Here is a 14,765-nt window from a genome sequence, read left to right as displayed (position 1 = left end):
CTCAGGGTTTGTTTTTAAATAATCCTGAAGTACGCCCCAATTCCCTGATCAGCTGTACCAGCAGTTGGTATTTTTTAGCCAAGACTGCATGTTCATTTTTGGGATCAATGCCTTCAGAAGGCTCAGCCGGAGCTTCAGCCTTTTTTTCTTCAGTCACTGATAAAAGACGCCGAATCAAGCACAAAATTTTGTCGGTTTCGTCGACATTAAAGATAGTTTGTTTGTCAGCTTTATGTCCATCTGTTTTAATGAAACCATGTTCTGTCAGCCATTCCTTCGGGACAACCCGAATTTCAACATCACCGCGCAGCCAGACGTCAGTGGCAGTTTTTACGTCGGCAATGATATCCGGGTAGAGTTCCCTTAAGGCTTTAACATACCTTTCCGGAAACATGGTGTCATCGGGGTCATAGTCCAAACATTTCAGTTCTTTGTCTTTTTCTGTCAGCTCTTTATGGATTGCTTTATCTCCCTTACGGCATAGCGCGAGTATAGGCGGCATCTTGATATAGAGACGGTCGCACAAACGGTAGATGGCTTGATGTTCCATGATTTCCTGGAGGATGCGGATATAAGCAATAATAAGATTTATGTCATTTTTGAACTTGCACAGCATTTCCAGAGTTTCATTGTAGGTGGACACGCCGATTATGCGTTCCCGGCTGACCATATCGGCAAGCCGTTTACGCAGCTGTGCGTTCGGTTCGATGAGCAGGATCATAGGTTATGGATTGATTATAGAAAAAATCGCCCTAAATGCAAGTGGCAAGCATGGGAGCTAATATATTATGAAGCTGTCGACACAATTTGTGACTAGTTTAAAATTATCAAATTTGTTTTAAAAACAACCGCTCAATCGGTCTAAATTTAATAAACTCGATTCTCTCGATCGTTACATCCAATGGTTCAAAATTATTCTTTAATACTTTGACCGCTTTAATAAAATCATCATCGGTCAGATCCAGCGCCACCGTGCAATGCGGCACCCAATTTTCCGGCAGGTAATAGTTCCACTCGCTTTTGATGAATTTCTTGAATTCTTTGTGATATTTTTTATGCAGATCCAGTAATTCGGGATCTATTTTGGGGCTTAAAAATATGGCGTTCTCTTTAGAACAAAAATAGCCGATGTTTTTAAAACTGATATTCAATTTATTTAACTGAAAGATTTCCAGTTTTTTGATTAATTCCAGGTGATCTATGCCATCGTTATATACTGCCAGGGATATGTGCGGCAGTGCGCCAAGATCATAAAAAGTATTTTTAATATCTTCTTTGTGGATCATATCGATGTATTCTTTGATTTTGTCTTCCGAATTTTTATCGAAAAACAATTCGGTAGAATAATTCATTTCAGTTTTCTCGCTGCCATATTATATGAGGTTTTTAAGCGAAGTCAATGTAAACAATAGCGGCAAAAAATACTTTACCCATATGCAGTGAATTCAGCTTCAATCCGTGTCTTTTGCACATCCTGGTTATATCGGATCTTGTGAAATACCGTTTGTAAATATTGAATTTACGTCCGTCATTTAAGATCCTTTCGTGATAACCTTCTTTTGCCCTGATGCCTTTTCGTATTGGACTCCAGGTCGAATCAAATATTAAAACCTTGCCATTGGGTTTTAAGATCCCCTTCAATTTATCGAAAAACATATCCTCATCTTCCGGGATCAGATGGCTCACAAGAAATCCAATAAACGCGCTATCGTAAGAATCTTTGGCGATTTTGAATTTGAAAAAATCGCCGCCGGTCAATTTGCATCTTTTTCTTAAGGCCAATTTATTGATCCGTTGGCGGCAAACGCGAAGCATCTTTTTTGACCGGTCTATTAGTGTTATATGTTTACAATTTCCGGCATAATACTGCAGCCAAAAACCGGTCCCACATCCGATGTCTATCAAATGCCCCTGTCCGAATTTCCCGGCAATCTTGATTAGGTTTTTGACGTCTTTTCTGTTTAATCTGACGATCTTGGCGGCGACCCGGTTGTATGACTCCTTATACATGCGCGGGATATTACCAAAATAAACTTCATCGTACTCTTCTGCTCGCTCGTCATAGTACCGGATCATTTTCTGTATTTTTTTTCTTTTCATGTAATATTAACTACTTATCATGCAACAAAAACCGACCTATCCACCATATTCCCCAGTTTCAAGAACTGATCCCAAATCAACTCTCTTGCCTTTTTCACTTTCTATACATCGTTCCGTGGAGAGAGATATGATCCCAATCACCTTCCTTGATTGCTTCGCCTTCGTACCAAAATTCGACACCATGGATCCAAGCACCGGTGTAATTAGGCTGTAGGAAGGTGTTCTTTAGAATATACGTGGTCTCACCGCCTCCACAGGAACCCTGAAAATATAGTCCCTTCCAGGCAAAAGGGCATTCCTTCGTTTCGTGCAAATTAACGATCGCAATTTTCTTGTCTCCCCGCTGTTCGATGCGCATTAACTCGATCATTCCTTTGTTGAATTTATATTTCATGAGAAATGCGACAATCAGTTTGAGCTTTTGGTTCACTGAATACTCATTCGGCACCCAAATGCAAAACTGGACTGTTCCCACATTAACCTGAGCATTGTATGAATAAATTTTCAATAGATCACCTGGTAACGCCTCTGGCGTCCCTGAAATTTCATTCTCGAGTGCTGTAACGCGGGCTTTCAGGTTGCCGATAAGCATCTCTTTTGATTTAAGATTTTTATCGGACAAACGTTGATCGTATTCAAGTTTCTTCACTATGGATGTATGCCACGCGTACATCGCGATGGCAACAACTACCGCAGTCGCTGAGACTGTAATGCCGATACAAATCTTATTACGTAACTTCATAATAATATGTTAGTATTCAGCGAGAATTGGTAATGGCAGTATTTACCTAATGTCTTCATATTACTTTTCCTCAATGTCATATTATATGAGGTTTTTAAGCGAAGTCAATTGATTCAGAGGAAATATCGAATTTCGAGGACCGACTTCATAATACCTTTGTTGTCTTTTTTAAAACGATCGGTTTTTCGATGGCTATAATTCTTAAAAACAAAAGTTTACAACAATTTTAATTTCACATTCATTGAAAAATAAGTATTGAAATATCGGAAGAAATAAGGTCTGAAAGTTTACAAACAATGGCAGCTGCCTTTTATCTCTTTTATCTCGGCTGATTATCGCCGGCAACTTCCTCTTCTGCCATTCCAACAGAATTGTTTTAATTGTTCTATCCATGGAACGATTTTATATATTTTTTGTTCCATGTCAATGTGAGTTAAAGAACTCCTTATTCGTCTGTGATATTGACATTTCTAATTTTTGTGGTATTATTGCGTGATAAAGTGATATAAGTTAATAGCTGTAATAATAAAATAATAAATAGAGACCAAAGCCGGGGTGGTGGAATTGGCAGACACATACGTTTGAGGGGCGTAGGCCTTCGGGCATGGGGGTTCAAATCCCCCCTCCGGCATAACTTCATCATATGATTAAAATGACAAGAAGAAGAGATGAAGTGATGACACGGAATGGCTGCACATAAAAAAGGGGGGTGTTATGACAGCAACAATATTGTTCGCAATTTTACTGACTGCACAGAACGCGGCTGAAAATATAACAGCCGACCTCAATGGCGCCACATACGTTGACCGCAATGGGAACCGCATCCAACCGGAAATTATCATCAACGCGCCGCCCCAGCAGATGCCAGGCTGGCCCAAGGCCATAGGCGTCAACCCGAGTTACGCGCCGAGCGGCGTCGCCCTGGTCGATATCGATAATAACGGTGCGCTCGATATCATCGTTGGTTCCACAAGCAATATGGTGTATGCCTGGGATTATCATGGCAGCGCGCTGACGGGATGGCCCATAACCCTGCCGGCGATGGTGCAGGCAAAGGTGGCGGTTGGCGATCTTGACAATAACGGAGACCTGGAGATCGTCATTGCTTGCCGCAACGGTTACGTTTATGTATATAACCACGACGGTACTGTTTTTTCCGGCTGGCCCCAGAACGCGAACGGCGTGATCGGTTTTGTTTCACCCGCGCTTTTTGACCTTGACCGCGACGGCGACCTGGAGATCATCATGGTCCAGATGCAGTCGGGACAGCCCGGGCACGTGTATATCTGGCATCACAACGGTACCGTTTATACCGGTTGGCCCAAGGATCTTGATTATCTCGGCGTCGCGACCGCGAGCGTAGCAGACATTGATAATGATGCGTTGTTTGAGATCGTGGCTCTGGCATACCGGTCAGTTTACGTATGGGACCAGAACGGCAATACCGAGCCCGGATGGCCCAAGCTCAATGTCGCAGGCGGGATGAGCTACGCTCAACCGGTGCTGGCAGACCTGGATAACGACGGCGACCTGGAGATCCTTCATTCTTATTATCTCAGCAACGTCGATTATATCGGTATCTACCACCATGACGCGGGTAATTACTCGGGCTGGCCCCAGACCTTTCCCGGCCCCCAGACATATACCACGCCGGTGACCGGTGATATCGACGCGGATGGAGATCTGGAAATTTTCGGCGGCGGGCACGTTTGGGGCGGTCCCAACCTGCTGGCGCGCCATCACACTGGCGGCCAGGTTCCAGGCTGGCCGGTCGACTGCGAGATGATGGAGTGCTCACCGATCGTCTTTGACGTGGACGATGACGGAGTGCGCGAAGTGATCATCGGTGATAACCTGACCGCGGGCAACTTGTGGGCGTATGAAGGCAGCGGGTCGGTCGCGACCGATTGGCCGGTAACTTTGACGGGTTCGGCTACGGTCAACAGCCCGGCCGTGGCTGATGTGGACAATGACGGCGACATCGAGATCGCGCTGGTCACCAATGACGGTGCGGTCAACCTCTGGACCCTGGACAGCGTGCCATATAAAGGATACATGAACGACTGGGGGACTTTCTTTCACGATTCCTGGAATACCGGCTGGTTCCATCCCAAAGCGCCGGTCAATCTCTCCGCGGTTGGCGCTTCCGATCATATCGATCTCGTGTGGGCTAAGAACGATGAACCGGATATTTCCGGATACAACATTTACCGCGGTCTGATAACGGGTGGTCCCTATACAAAGATCAATGCGCTGCTGGTCGCTGATACGTTCTATGCGGACTATTCCGCGGGACCGGGGATCCTCTATTATTACTGCGCCACCGCTAACATCAAAGCGTTCACCGAATCAAGACTGAGCAATGAAACCTCAGCTATGATCGGGATCGAAGAAGCCGATGGCGTTAGCGTGCTGGCGCCAACCAGCACAGCCGCGCCCAATCCATTTTCCGCATCCATCAGGTTCGTCAGCAAGACCGGGGAGATCATTTCGGTCAGGATCCTCAATGTGAGCGGCGAGGTGGTTGCGGTTACTGATGACCCTCAATGGATACCCGATAGATTGATGCCAGCCGGTGTTTATTTTGCTGAAATAGAAACTTCGTACGGGAAAGAAATAAAAAAGATCGTTAAAACCCGGTAGGATATCGCAATATCCATGCATTTATTTTTGCTGCTTTTTGTATCGGGGCTTGATTTCCCGGTCGCGGTCGACACCAATGACCAAAATCTCCCTGCGGTCGTCTATGCGTGTGGTCAGTATTACATTTTTTGGAACGATCTCAGATATTACTCGCCCGACCGCTCGGTCTTTGCCGCGCGTGTGACCACAGACGGCCAGGTCCTTGACCCGCAGGGGATCGAGATCTTGCGCGACCGAACCGAGTTTGTCGATGCCGCGTTCGACGGCATCAATTTTCTGGTCGTGCTGCAGGACAGCTGCTGAAGCAATGCCGACGTCTGGGGACTGCGGGTCAACCCCCAACTTGAGATCCTCGATACCGTATTTATCAGCAATGTCGACGGCGGCCAGAATATCCCGTCCGTGGTCTTCAACGGTTCTGATCATATCATCGTTTTTGTAGATACGCGCCTGACCAAGGGCATTGTCGCTTCGCGCGTGTCGCCCCAGGGTGTAGTCATGGATACCGGTTACACCGTCAATGACGGCAACAATTATCCGGACGTAGCATCGGACGGGATTAATTCAATGGCCGTCTGGTCCAGGGAATATTCCGGGGTGTGGGCGCGGTTCGTTGACGCCCAGGCAATTCCCATGGATACTGCATTCTGCGTCGGCGCGATCCTGGCATCATCCGCTGACCCTGCGGTCGGCTGCGGGGGTGGCGTTTACCTTGTCGCATGGTCGGATTTCAATCTGCCGGGCGGTGATCTCGATGTTTTCAGCCAGACCGTGTCTTTATCGGGCCAGCTGATCGGTGATAAAACGAGTATCGTGCGCAAAGATGACACGCAAAAAAATCCCGCGGTTACTTTCAATGGCAGTAATTTTCTTGTCGCCTGGCAGGATGATTTTGACCAGGTCTATTGTCGTTATGTCGGTATCGACGGTAAACCGATCGGCGATCCTTGTCTGGTTTCGGATACGGCCCTGTCCTGCGAACGGCAGAATCCCGCGATCGCGGCTTCTGCTTCAAGATTTCTTGCGGTCTGGGCAGAATACCACGATGGTTTTGACCTGTACGGCTCGGTCGATGACCCGATCACGGTCGCGGAGAGACCGGCCATGACGAAACCGGCGGTCACGCGGCTGCCGACGGTATTGTTTTCAGCTGAAATGCTCAAGCGGTATGAAAAAAGTACTTTCTACGACGCCTGCGGGCGGCGCGTGAAGCCGGGACAGGCCGGACCCGGCGTCTATTTCATGACTATCGATGAAGGAACGATCTTAAAAGCTGTAAAGATAAAATAAAGATCAACCGTCCTGTCGGACAACGGCGTTCGTCCCGTTAGAGAAAACCGCCAATATAAATCGGCGGTAAATTTTAGAAATCAGAGAAATCTCCGTTAGAGGACGCAGTTCTCTAACGGGAATCACTAGTTCAACGGATATTTGAACTTGCCCTCTTCCCAGATAATAATGACCTTGCGGCCCTCTTCAGCGCGGTTCCGGTACTGGATGCGCAGGTCCGTGAGTTTTTGGATCTCGATCCCGGTCGCGCTTTTGAAGAACGGGAAATAATCTGTTATCAGCAGGCTCAGGAAATAGCTGATTGCGACCTGAGCATCCTCGACCTTGTCTTTCAGTCCGTAGATATCTATTACTAATTTTGCCTTGTTGCGGTCGAACATCGCGAAGATCTGCACATCGTACTGCTCGCAGTTGACACGCCAGCAGACCGGCGCGTATAGATTTAGCTGGATCGCCGCCATGTCACCCTTGGAAACGGCGGTCAGCTCGGTGAGCGTGCTGACCGGTGCGGTCTGAGTTTGGGCCGGCAGCAACGCGGCCATCGACAGCACTGCGATCAGTATTTTTGCAAAATTTTTTGTCGTCATCATTTTTCCTCCTATGGTTGTTATTTTACCAGGATCATGCTTCGTCCGGAAACGAGATGCTCGTCGTCCGTATAAACAACAAAATAACTGCCCGCCGGGACATTTGATCCGGTCTTATCTTTGCCATCCCAGTATATTTCCTGCTGATGTTCGCAGAACGTAAATTCACGCACCTGCCGTCCGCTGATATCAAAAACGCGCAAACGGCCGGCTGAGTTCGGGTACGAACGTTTTATTTTTATACCCTTTGACGATGGGTTTGGCTCTGTGAATATTTGAGCCGCAAAGTTCGCTAATCCAGGATGATATAGCTCAGAAGCGCCAAAAATGGGGTATTCATAAGCGCCGATATCATAACCGGGGCCAAGCGGCCGTGGTCTGCCGTCGTAATCTTCCGCTGAAGCATTGACGGCCGTACCCGCGTCTATGCAGTCGCTGCCTGACACCAGGCTCAGGTCTTCGCTATCAGGATCGGCAAAACCGGGGATGCTGTCGATGTTGTTGGACTGACCCGACGCGACCTGCCATTCAGCCAGGCTGTTATACGCGATCCCGTTCCAGCGATACCTGCCGACCGGATTTTGGGCGTAAAGATCATTGAACTGGATAAACTGACCGCTGTCCGTGACCGCGTTTGGAAATACATTTATGCAGGCGACTCCGATATCGCAGTCAATGGCGTTATTGATCACAATGTTATCGCCGCCGTCGTACAGCGCGATGCCGCCCGTGCCAAAACGGATCCCGCTGTTGTGCCGCACCGTGTTGTAGCTGCCGTTCACGTAAATAAAAGCGTTGTTGGTGTAACCCGAGCCGGTCCTGAACCCGATATTGTTCTCGACCAGGCAGGAATCGCAGAACAGGCCGATCGGGCCAAGCCACATGTGCGCGCCGTTCCCGCCCCGGCCGTCACCGAGGTCGATGGCGGTGAATTTATTTCTTTTCACGGTAACGCCGTTGGAGCGGGCAAGTTCGATCCCGCCGTGGCCGTTATCCCAGAATAAGCAGCGTTCGATCGTGCAATAACGCGAGTAGTCGGTCAGATAAACGCCAGTGATGAAATTACTGTAAAGTATCAGATTCTTGAACTGGCAGTAGTTCGAGCCGATCGAATGGATCGCGTTGTCGTTGTAATCGCGAAAGGTCAGACCATCAACGACCTGGTAATCCTCGCCTCCGTCCAGATCAAATCCCTTGCGGAACCGGCCGAGCAACATTTCGTAATTGTTCGGGTCATAACCCTGGCCCAGGTCGCGGATGTATACGTACATTGTGTACGGAGGTCCCATGCTAGACGAATCGTTCATGTAGTAATCGCCGGGCGAATCAACCGCGGCGGGGCTCGTGGACATCGCGTAATCCATCTTTGCGCCGTCCTGCAGAACAAGCCCGCCGAGATTGCCCGACGGGTCACGCGACGAACTGAACCGGGGTGAAGGAGTGAAACTGACGCTCGCGCGGTAGCGGTTGCCGGCATCCTGGATCCAGCCGGTCACCGCTTCGCCGCCTTCGACAATAACTTCCTCGTTGTCGTAATTCGCGTAGGTGATGGGATCAGAAGCTGTGCCGGAAACACCGGCATAGATATTTTCCTTGTATATTCCGCTCCGGATAAAGACCGAATCACCGGCGATCATGGTCGCGGCGGCTTTATTGATGGTTTTCCAGGGTTTGGTAAGAGTGCCCGAGGAATCGTCGCTGCCCCAGGTGGCGACGTAGTACGTGTTGGCGCTGATCAGACTGATGAACAATATTTGGAATACAAAGAAAAAAACTATTGAGATCCTAGATTTCATTTCCACCCCCTCTTTTAATTGTATTGTAAGCAATGGATGCGGATTGTCAAGATTTAAGTACAAAAATATTTCATTTTTACCTTTCTCTGATTAATCTCTCAAAACCTCTTTGCTGTTGTTCGAAATTTCTTTTATACTTCTTTGAAGCATCAATTTAAGTGTCCTCTTCCCGGCAGTAGTTTTAAAATACCTCTCCCGTCTTAAGGCATCACTCTTGGAAAAGTAATATTCGCAAAAGATCAAACGGAAAGGACGACGGGAGGCGGTGCTGGCAGATTTTCCGCTTGCGTGCTCAGCAAGGCGCTGCTCGAGGTTGGAGGAAAAGCCAATGTAAAAATGGCTGTCAATTAAACTGTAAAGTACGTAAACACAGTGCTTGAGCATAGAAATTGTCAATTCGTGAGTGCCCATAAAGTTGTTATAAGCCACATTCATTTATCCATGAAGTAGAGCCTCGCCAAGCGAGGCACACTTCACGATCATGAACCGTGAAAATCTGCAGGATTTTCTCTGGTTCAGGACTGGGGGACAGGGATTCGAACCCCGATCAATTGGTCCAGAGCCAATCGTCCTGCCCTTAGACGATCCCCCAATAGACCTTGCTGTACAAGGTAAATTCAAAATACTAAATCCTAAATCCCAAACAATTTCAAATTATAAAATACCAAATTCAAAACTACAATCAATTTTATTGAATGCAGGCAACTGAAACTATGATATTATATTCAGCAGTGAAATCAAGTCAAGCCGTGCGTGGAGATGGAAAATAGAAAATGGAATGAGTGTGTAAGTCGGAACGAAGCCGATTTATTCTATGATTACGATCTTTTGGGTGAAAGACCGGTTGTCTTTTTTACCGACCAGAAAATATACGCCCTCAGGCAGTGCGGATATCGTATTAATCGATAATGCCTGGCCGTTATTGTTATACAAAACTGCGTCGTTATTGTTTTTCAAAACCGATGATAATGGCGCCAATTCCCGGGCGCGGATCGGATTCGGGATCAGAACTGGCGACAAATAATTCTCCGCGCATTTGCCCTCTTCAACGTGCGGGCCCATTTTTATTACTTCCATGCTGTCGATCTTGAAATTACCCGCCGCGTCATAAGCGGTTATAACGATCCAGTAGTGACCGGCAGGAATGCCGGTGGTGTTCCATGAATAACTCGCGTCACCGGATTCAACCAGGCTGTCGCCGTCGGTATTCGTCACGATAAAATAATATTCGCGGTATTCATAATCACCCTGGGTGTTGCAGGTCGCATCATCTTTGTATATGGTCGTTACGTAACTGTCATAATTAAAATATCCCTTGAAAACGAACGAGAGCCGGTTCGCGACATTCTGCGGCCCGTGGATCTCGTACGTGATCCGGAACGGGATCAGTCTTTCCCAGACCGGATATTGGGGCAGGGCCAGACCGGTCTTATCATGGATCCTCGCGATAACATCAATGCTCCCCGTGATATTTGTCGGGCTGATGTAAGTGCTCGTGTTATTCGTGCATAACGCGAACTTGTACGCACCATAAGCGTTTTCGAAAACGGGTTTCGCCGTATCGGCATAGGGAGTGATGATCACCAGGGGATTTTGAACGAACGCCCAGTCGGCATAGTCCCAGACCGTTCCGATATCCTTGATCCGCGCGAAATGGCAGTGGTCAAAGCCAGGAACCGGCCATTCAACAAGGTATCCGATAAGTTCGCCTTCAGCAACATTATCACCGACATTTTTATGGTATTGGTTAGCATCAATATGCGCGTATAACCAGGCTTCAACGGAATCGGTTGAAATATTCGTGTCAGCGATGGCCAGACGCCAGTGCCATTCAGCCTGGGTCGTCAGCCATGCTTTGACTGTGCCCTTGTGAACCGCGTAAACCGGCCGGCCGATCGACATGCCCATGACATCGATACCCGGATGGGTGTAAGGGAAACCGCCGTAGTCCTGGTATTCACCCCAGTTGTTGCCGAGCGGGTGCGTGGTATTCTGCGGGTCAAGAGGCCAGCCAACGCTGAGCAGGGGAAGGATAAGCAAAAAGGCGTTCATTGCCGCAGGTCCCTGTTAATCCTTTTCGCCGCTACCGGTTAAGCAGTCGAACCGCTCGATGATCAAAGGTTCTTCAACCGATACAGTATGGTCATCGATAAAGGAGAGCGCGCGTACGAACGGCGTTTTGAGAAGCATTCGGTTCAGCAGATCTCCGGTGCGTATGTCCTGAACATACAGCGTGTCCGAGGAAACGGAAGCGACCAGCGAATTGTGATCATTGACGGCGAACAGGCGGCAGGGAAGCAGGGTCGCAATCTGGTCTCCCCGTGCTGAAAAGACGTACAGACTATTTTTATCCGAAGCAAAAAACAGAGAATTGTCATGGCTGAACGCAAAACCATTGGGATAATCCAACTCCGCCAGCACGCGGGAAGCGCCCGACCGGTCATAAAAATACAGGCGCTGCTCATTGCACGCGAACACGGTTCCGGAATTACTTATAAAATAGGTGATGGCAGCAGGGTTTTCAAGCGCGTAGAGAACCACGCCGTTGTGATGAAGCGTGAATGATTTCGTCTTTAGTTCGTGTGCGCCCGTGTAATCGACAATACCCGTGAATTGTCCATTGTTTGAACTGACGGTGTGCATCGTGACCAGGGCGACTAGAACAATAAAATGGCTCATAACCGGTAATTGTATTTCATCGCAGGTATAAAGTCAAGGACTTTGTTGACGCGCGGGCTTTTATGCAGTGGCGAACAGCTCTTTGAATTTTACCGGCATTTCAACGGTCTTATTGATCTGGTAATCGAAGAACACGACGGCGGTTTTCGCCCTCGCGACCTCCGTGCCGGTCTTGGTGTTGGTCAGGCGGTAATAGAAATCACATCCTAAACGCGTGGGGTCCTTAACCGTGACTTCGATCATCAATTCATCGCCGTAAAACCCTTGCGATTTGTACACGATGACCGCGTCGGTCATGATAATACCCCTGCCTTCGACATTGAATTCGCTGAACCCGTACTTACTAAGGAAGCGGACACGCGCTTCGTGGATCAGGGAAAGGATGGAGTCGTTGCCAAGATGCCCGCCGTAGTTGATATCGGAGACGCGCACATGGACAACCGTGGAAAAAATGAAAATTTCGGGTAGATCAAGCTTGATTCTTGCCATAAATGATCCGAACGGAGAGCGAGGGACTCGAACCCCCATGGGATTGCTCCCGGCAGATTTCAAGTCTGCTGCCTTACCAATTAGGACTAGCTCTCCTTAAACCATATTAATATTGCTATTTAGAATTATACTGATTTTTAATTACCAGTCAACTGATGGAAAATAGCGATTAGATCACTCAATGGTGATTGACATCGCGCCTTTTTATGCTAAAATATCCCCCCGGCACATAAAGATATTGGCTATGTGCCGCGATGTTTAACAACATCGCAAGGAGAGGTGGCCGAGCGGTCGAAGGCACCCGCTTGCTAAGCGGTTTCCTGTCGAAAGATGGGACGGGAGTTCGAATCTCCCCCTCTCCGTTCATGGATCATAGTGATATGCAAATCCGCGTGCGCATGGCGCCCAGTCCGACCGGGTTTTTCCATGTCGGCAGCGCGCGGACGGCGCTGTACAACTGGCTTTTTGCCCGGCATAACAGAGGCAAATTCATTCTGCGCGTGGAGGACACCGACGCCAGCCGTTCATCCCGGGAAATGATCGACGTTATCCTTGAATCTCTTAGCTGGCTGGGTCTGGACTGGGACGAAGGCCCGGAAAAGAGCGGCGATTACGGTCCGTATTTTCAATCCGAGAGAAAAACAATATACCGAGAATACGCTGACAGGCTCGTAGAGCAGGACAAGGTCTACTGGTGCTACTGCACCCAGGAGGAGATCGAGAAAGAACGCGATGACCATTTTAAGAGAAAGGTCAATTGGCACCACCGCTGTCGCGACCGGTACAGTGTGGAAGAAACAACCAGGCGCAAGACGGATGGTTTATCGCCGGCATTACGCTTCGAGGTGATGATAGACAAAAAAGTAGTTTTCAATGATATGATCCACGGCGTTGTTGAAAAAATGGGCACGGATCTGGAAGATTTTGTCATTCTCAAGTCCGACGGCATGCCGACATACAACTTCGCCTGCGTGATCGATGATTCCCTGATGAAAATAACCCACGTGATCCGCGGTGTTGAGCATATCGCCAATACGCCCAAGCAAATGCTTCTCTATGAAACGCTGAATCTGCCGCCCCCGTTCTTCGCGCACCTGCCGGTGATCCTCGGCACCGATAAGAAGAAACTTTCCAAGAGACTGGGCGCGCGGTCGGTCATGGATTACAAGAACGACGGCTACTTGCCCGAAGCGCTGGTTAATTTCCTCGCCCTGCTTGGCTGGTCGCCGGGCAAGGATGAAGAGATAATGGCGAAGGCAAGAATGGTCGAATTGTTCTCACTGGAGCGCATCAATCCCGCGAACGCGGTCTACGACGAGGCGCGGCTGGATTGGATGAACAACCATTATATTATAAACCAGATCAACGATGAGAGGTATGCGGCATTGGTCAAACCGTTCCTGATCGGCGCCGGGCTGGTGGATGAAAGCGAATACCGGGAAAAGGACAAATGGGTCCAAAAGGTGTGCGCTTTGATGAGACCGCGGCTGAAAGTACTGAGCGATATCCGCAATGCAAGTTATTTCTTCAAGGATGATTTTGCCGGCGATGAAAATGCCGTGAAAAAATTTAGAACGGAAAAATCTCTTGAGGTCATTCGCTCTTTCAAGGCCATACTCGCAGAGCTCGCCGATTTTACGGCTGGTGAGATCGAGAATGCTTTGAGAAAATTCGCCGGGGAAGGGAATATCAAGGCCAAAGATGTCATCCACCCATTGCGCATGTTCATTACCGGCACCGACAGCGGGCCGGGTCTTTTTGAAACCATGGAACTGATCGGCCGGGAGCGTTGCCTGCGGCGCCTTGATAAAGCAGCCGGGTGATCATGAAGAAAAGATCAGCGGACAATAACAAGATCGATAACGGCACCGGTGCAGCAGGCATGAAAGAGGCAGCTCCGCATATCGAGGCGTACCTTAACCTGCCCGCTTTCCTGACGATCGTTACCTCGGCCGTCGAGGTCTTCAAGAAAGAAACGATCGGATACTTGATCGGCATCAAGGGCGAGAACAAGTTCGTCGTTGAGTACGCGATCCCCTATCAGACGGCGGAAAGCGGCTTTGCCCACGCCACGGTGGATCTAAAGAAAGCGGAAAAGGTTAACGCCATACTGCGAAAGATATCCGAAGGCCTTGAATATATAGGCGATTTTCATTCGCACACTGTTTTCGGCGCGTCGGCAGCCAAGGTGGTGCCTTCGCGCGACGACCTGGTCACTTCGGTCATCGGCGAACTGAATATTATCGTAGCCGTGAATGCCAACAAGCGTTCGGTTAAATGGCATGAAAGCGACCGGGGGATCCTTGTTGGTACGGTCGGCGACTACCGGATCGAGATCGGCGGATCCTATATAGCGGCATTGGCGATCGGGAAGAAATATCAGCGCGTCAAGATCCGATGTCCGGCGATCACCGGGCTTGGCATTTTGAAAAAGTGATA

15 protein-coding genes and 4 tRNA genes are annotated in these 14,765 nt (G+C 48.7%); 7 read left to right on the top strand and 12 right to left on the bottom strand.

Going from position 1 to position 14,765, the window contains the following annotated elements; translation table 11 throughout:
• Window position 1: 1 nt before the first annotated feature.
• The 4 genes from VF399_05675 to VF399_05660 form a co-directional block, all read right to left on the bottom strand.
• Window positions 2–721, bottom strand: a complete 720-nt coding sequence (locus VF399_05675; protein HEX7319826.1) for a hypothetical protein — start codon at window positions 719–721, stop codon at window positions 2–4.
• A gap of 106 nt (window positions 722–827) precedes the next feature.
• A complete protein-coding gene (locus VF399_05670; GenBank protein ID HEX7319825.1) occupies window positions 828–1,352 on the bottom strand; it encodes a 2'-5' RNA ligase family protein in 525 nt (174 codons plus the stop codon).
• A gap of 34 nt (window positions 1,353–1,386) precedes the next feature.
• Complete coding sequence (locus VF399_05665) at window positions 1,387–2,100, bottom strand: class I SAM-dependent methyltransferase (protein HEX7319824.1); 714 nt, start codon at window positions 2,098–2,100, stop codon at window positions 1,387–1,389.
• Between the two features lie 94 nt (window positions 2,101–2,194).
• Window positions 2,195–2,842, bottom strand: a complete 648-nt coding sequence (locus VF399_05660) for a hypothetical protein (GenBank protein HEX7319823.1) — start codon at window positions 2,840–2,842, stop codon at window positions 2,195–2,197.
• Window positions 2,843–3,391: 549 nt separating this feature from the next.
• Here VF399_05660 and VF399_05655 point away from each other — a divergent pair.
• The 4 genes from VF399_05655 (at window position 3,392) to VF399_05640 (ending at window position 6,775) form a co-directional block, all read left to right on the top strand.
• A tRNA-Leu gene (locus VF399_05655) sits at window positions 3,392–3,473 on the top strand.
• A gap of 83 nt (window positions 3,474–3,556) precedes the next feature.
• The gene (locus VF399_05650) at window positions 3,557–5,485 is read left to right on the top strand and encodes a T9SS type A sorting domain-containing protein (protein ID HEX7319822.1); all 1,929 of its coding nucleotides are present in this window, start codon (window positions 3,557–3,559) and stop codon (window positions 5,483–5,485) included.
• A 15-nt stretch (window positions 5,486–5,500) separates the two neighbouring features.
• Window positions 5,501–5,788, top strand: a complete 288-nt coding sequence (locus VF399_05645) for a hypothetical protein (protein HEX7319821.1) — start codon at window positions 5,501–5,503, stop codon at window positions 5,786–5,788.
• Window positions 5,789–5,887: 99 nt separating this feature from the next.
• Window positions 5,888–6,775, top strand: coding sequence for a hypothetical protein (locus tag VF399_05640; protein HEX7319820.1), 888 nt, complete (start codon window positions 5,888–5,890; stop codon window positions 6,773–6,775).
• A gap of 125 nt (window positions 6,776–6,900) precedes the next feature.
• On the opposite strand, the gene VF399_05635 is transcribed toward VF399_05640, so the two are convergent.
• The 8 genes from VF399_05635 to VF399_05600 all read right to left on the bottom strand — a co-directional run bounded on the left by VF399_05635 (window position 6,901) and on the right by VF399_05600 (window position 12,422).
• Window positions 6,901–7,365 carry a hypothetical protein gene (locus tag VF399_05635; protein ID HEX7319819.1) on the bottom strand — a complete coding sequence of 155 codons (465 nt, stop codon included), beginning with the start codon at window positions 7,363–7,365 and terminating at the stop codon, window positions 6,901–6,903.
• Between the two features lie 17 nt (window positions 7,366–7,382).
• Window positions 7,383–9,158, bottom strand: coding sequence for a right-handed parallel beta-helix repeat-containing protein (locus tag VF399_05630; protein HEX7319818.1), 1,776 nt, complete (start codon window positions 9,156–9,158; stop codon window positions 7,383–7,385).
• 90 nt (window positions 9,159–9,248) lie between these two features.
• On the bottom strand, window positions 9,249–9,542 hold the full coding sequence (locus VF399_05625; protein ID HEX7319817.1) for a GIY-YIG nuclease family protein: 294 nt from the start codon (window positions 9,540–9,542) through the stop codon (window positions 9,249–9,251).
• A 137-nt stretch (window positions 9,543–9,679) separates the two neighbouring features.
• Window positions 9,680–9,750 (bottom strand) — tRNA-Gln (locus tag VF399_05620).
• Window positions 9,751–9,965: 215 nt separating this feature from the next.
• Window positions 9,966–11,210, bottom strand: coding sequence for a hypothetical protein (locus tag VF399_05615; protein ID HEX7319816.1), 1,245 nt, complete (start codon window positions 11,208–11,210; stop codon window positions 9,966–9,968).
• Window positions 11,211–11,225: 15 nt separating this feature from the next.
• Window positions 11,226–11,837, bottom strand: a complete 612-nt coding sequence (locus tag VF399_05610; protein ID HEX7319815.1) for a hypothetical protein — start codon at window positions 11,835–11,837, stop codon at window positions 11,226–11,228.
• Between the two features lie 60 nt (window positions 11,838–11,897).
• On the bottom strand, window positions 11,898–12,326 hold the full coding sequence (locus VF399_05605) for a thioesterase family protein (GenBank protein HEX7319814.1): 429 nt from the start codon (window positions 12,324–12,326) through the stop codon (window positions 11,898–11,900).
• 12 nt (window positions 12,327–12,338) lie between these two features.
• Window positions 12,339–12,422 (bottom strand) — tRNA-Ser (locus VF399_05600).
• 177 nt (window positions 12,423–12,599) lie between these two features.
• On the opposite strand from VF399_05600, the gene VF399_05595 reads away from it, so the two are divergent.
• From VF399_05595 to VF399_05585, 3 genes are all read left to right on the top strand, one after another.
• Window positions 12,600–12,688: transfer RNA gene (locus VF399_05595), tRNA-Ser, on the top strand.
• Window positions 12,689–12,706: 18 nt separating this feature from the next.
• Entirely contained in the window at window positions 12,707–14,149 is a 1,443-nt protein-coding gene (gltX, locus tag VF399_05590) for a glutamate--tRNA ligase (protein HEX7319813.1), read from the top strand.
• Window positions 14,150–14,151: 2 nt separating this feature from the next.
• Window positions 14,152–14,763: a Mov34/MPN/PAD-1 family protein gene (locus VF399_05585; GenBank protein ID HEX7319812.1), complete on the top strand. Its 612-nt coding sequence runs from the start codon at window positions 14,152–14,154 to the stop codon at window positions 14,761–14,763.
• Window positions 14,764–14,765 lie beyond the last annotated feature (2 nt).

The sequence above is a fragment of the bacterium genome (assembly GCA_036382775.1).
GTDB lineage: Bacteria > Hydrothermota > Tepidihabitantia > SM23-42 > JAOAFX01 > DASVHD01.
Note: the sequence above shows the minus strand (reverse complement) of the source record. Positions and strands in the feature narration are given on the sequence as shown.

Excerpts from the sequence above, each read along its gene's own strand:
- VF399_05675 (HEX7319826.1), bottom strand. The coding sequence starts at position 721 with ATGATCCTGCTCATCGAACCGAACGCACAGCTGCGTAAACGGCTTGCC.
- VF399_05670 (HEX7319825.1), bottom strand. The coding sequence starts at position 1,352 with ATGAATTATTCTACCGAATTGTTTTTCGATAAAAATTCGGAAGACAAA.
- VF399_05665 (HEX7319824.1), bottom strand. The coding sequence starts at position 2,100 with ATGAAAAGAAAAAAAATACAGAAAATGATCCGGTACTATGACGAGCGA.
- VF399_05660 (HEX7319823.1), bottom strand. The coding sequence starts at position 2,842 with ATGAAGTTACGTAATAAGATTTGTATCGGCATTACAGTCTCAGCGACT.
- VF399_05650 (HEX7319822.1), top strand. The coding sequence starts at position 3,557 with ATGACAGCAACAATATTGTTCGCAATTTTACTGACTGCACAGAACGCG.
- VF399_05645 (HEX7319821.1), top strand. The coding sequence starts at position 5,501 with ATGCATTTATTTTTGCTGCTTTTTGTATCGGGGCTTGATTTCCCGGTC.
- VF399_05635 (HEX7319819.1), bottom strand. The coding sequence starts at position 7,365 with ATGATGACGACAAAAAATTTTGCAAAAATACTGATCGCAGTGCTGTCG.
- VF399_05630 (HEX7319818.1), bottom strand. The coding sequence starts at position 9,158 with ATGAAATCTAGGATCTCAATAGTTTTTTTCTTTGTATTCCAAATATTG.
- VF399_05625 (HEX7319817.1), bottom strand. The coding sequence starts at position 9,542 with ATGCTCAAGCACTGTGTTTACGTACTTTACAGTTTAATTGACAGCCAT.
- VF399_05615 (HEX7319816.1), bottom strand. The coding sequence starts at position 11,210 with ATGAACGCCTTTTTGCTTATCCTTCCCCTGCTCAGCGTTGGCTGGCCT.
- VF399_05610 (HEX7319815.1), bottom strand. The coding sequence starts at position 11,837 with ATGAGCCATTTTATTGTTCTAGTCGCCCTGGTCACGATGCACACCGTC.
- VF399_05605 (HEX7319814.1), bottom strand. The coding sequence starts at position 12,326 with ATGGCAAGAATCAAGCTTGATCTACCCGAAATTTTCATTTTTTCCACG.
- gltX (HEX7319813.1), top strand. The coding sequence starts at position 12,707 with ATGCAAATCCGCGTGCGCATGGCGCCCAGTCCGACCGGGTTTTTCCAT.
- VF399_05585 (HEX7319812.1), top strand. The coding sequence starts at position 14,152 with ATGAAGAAAAGATCAGCGGACAATAACAAGATCGATAACGGCACCGGT.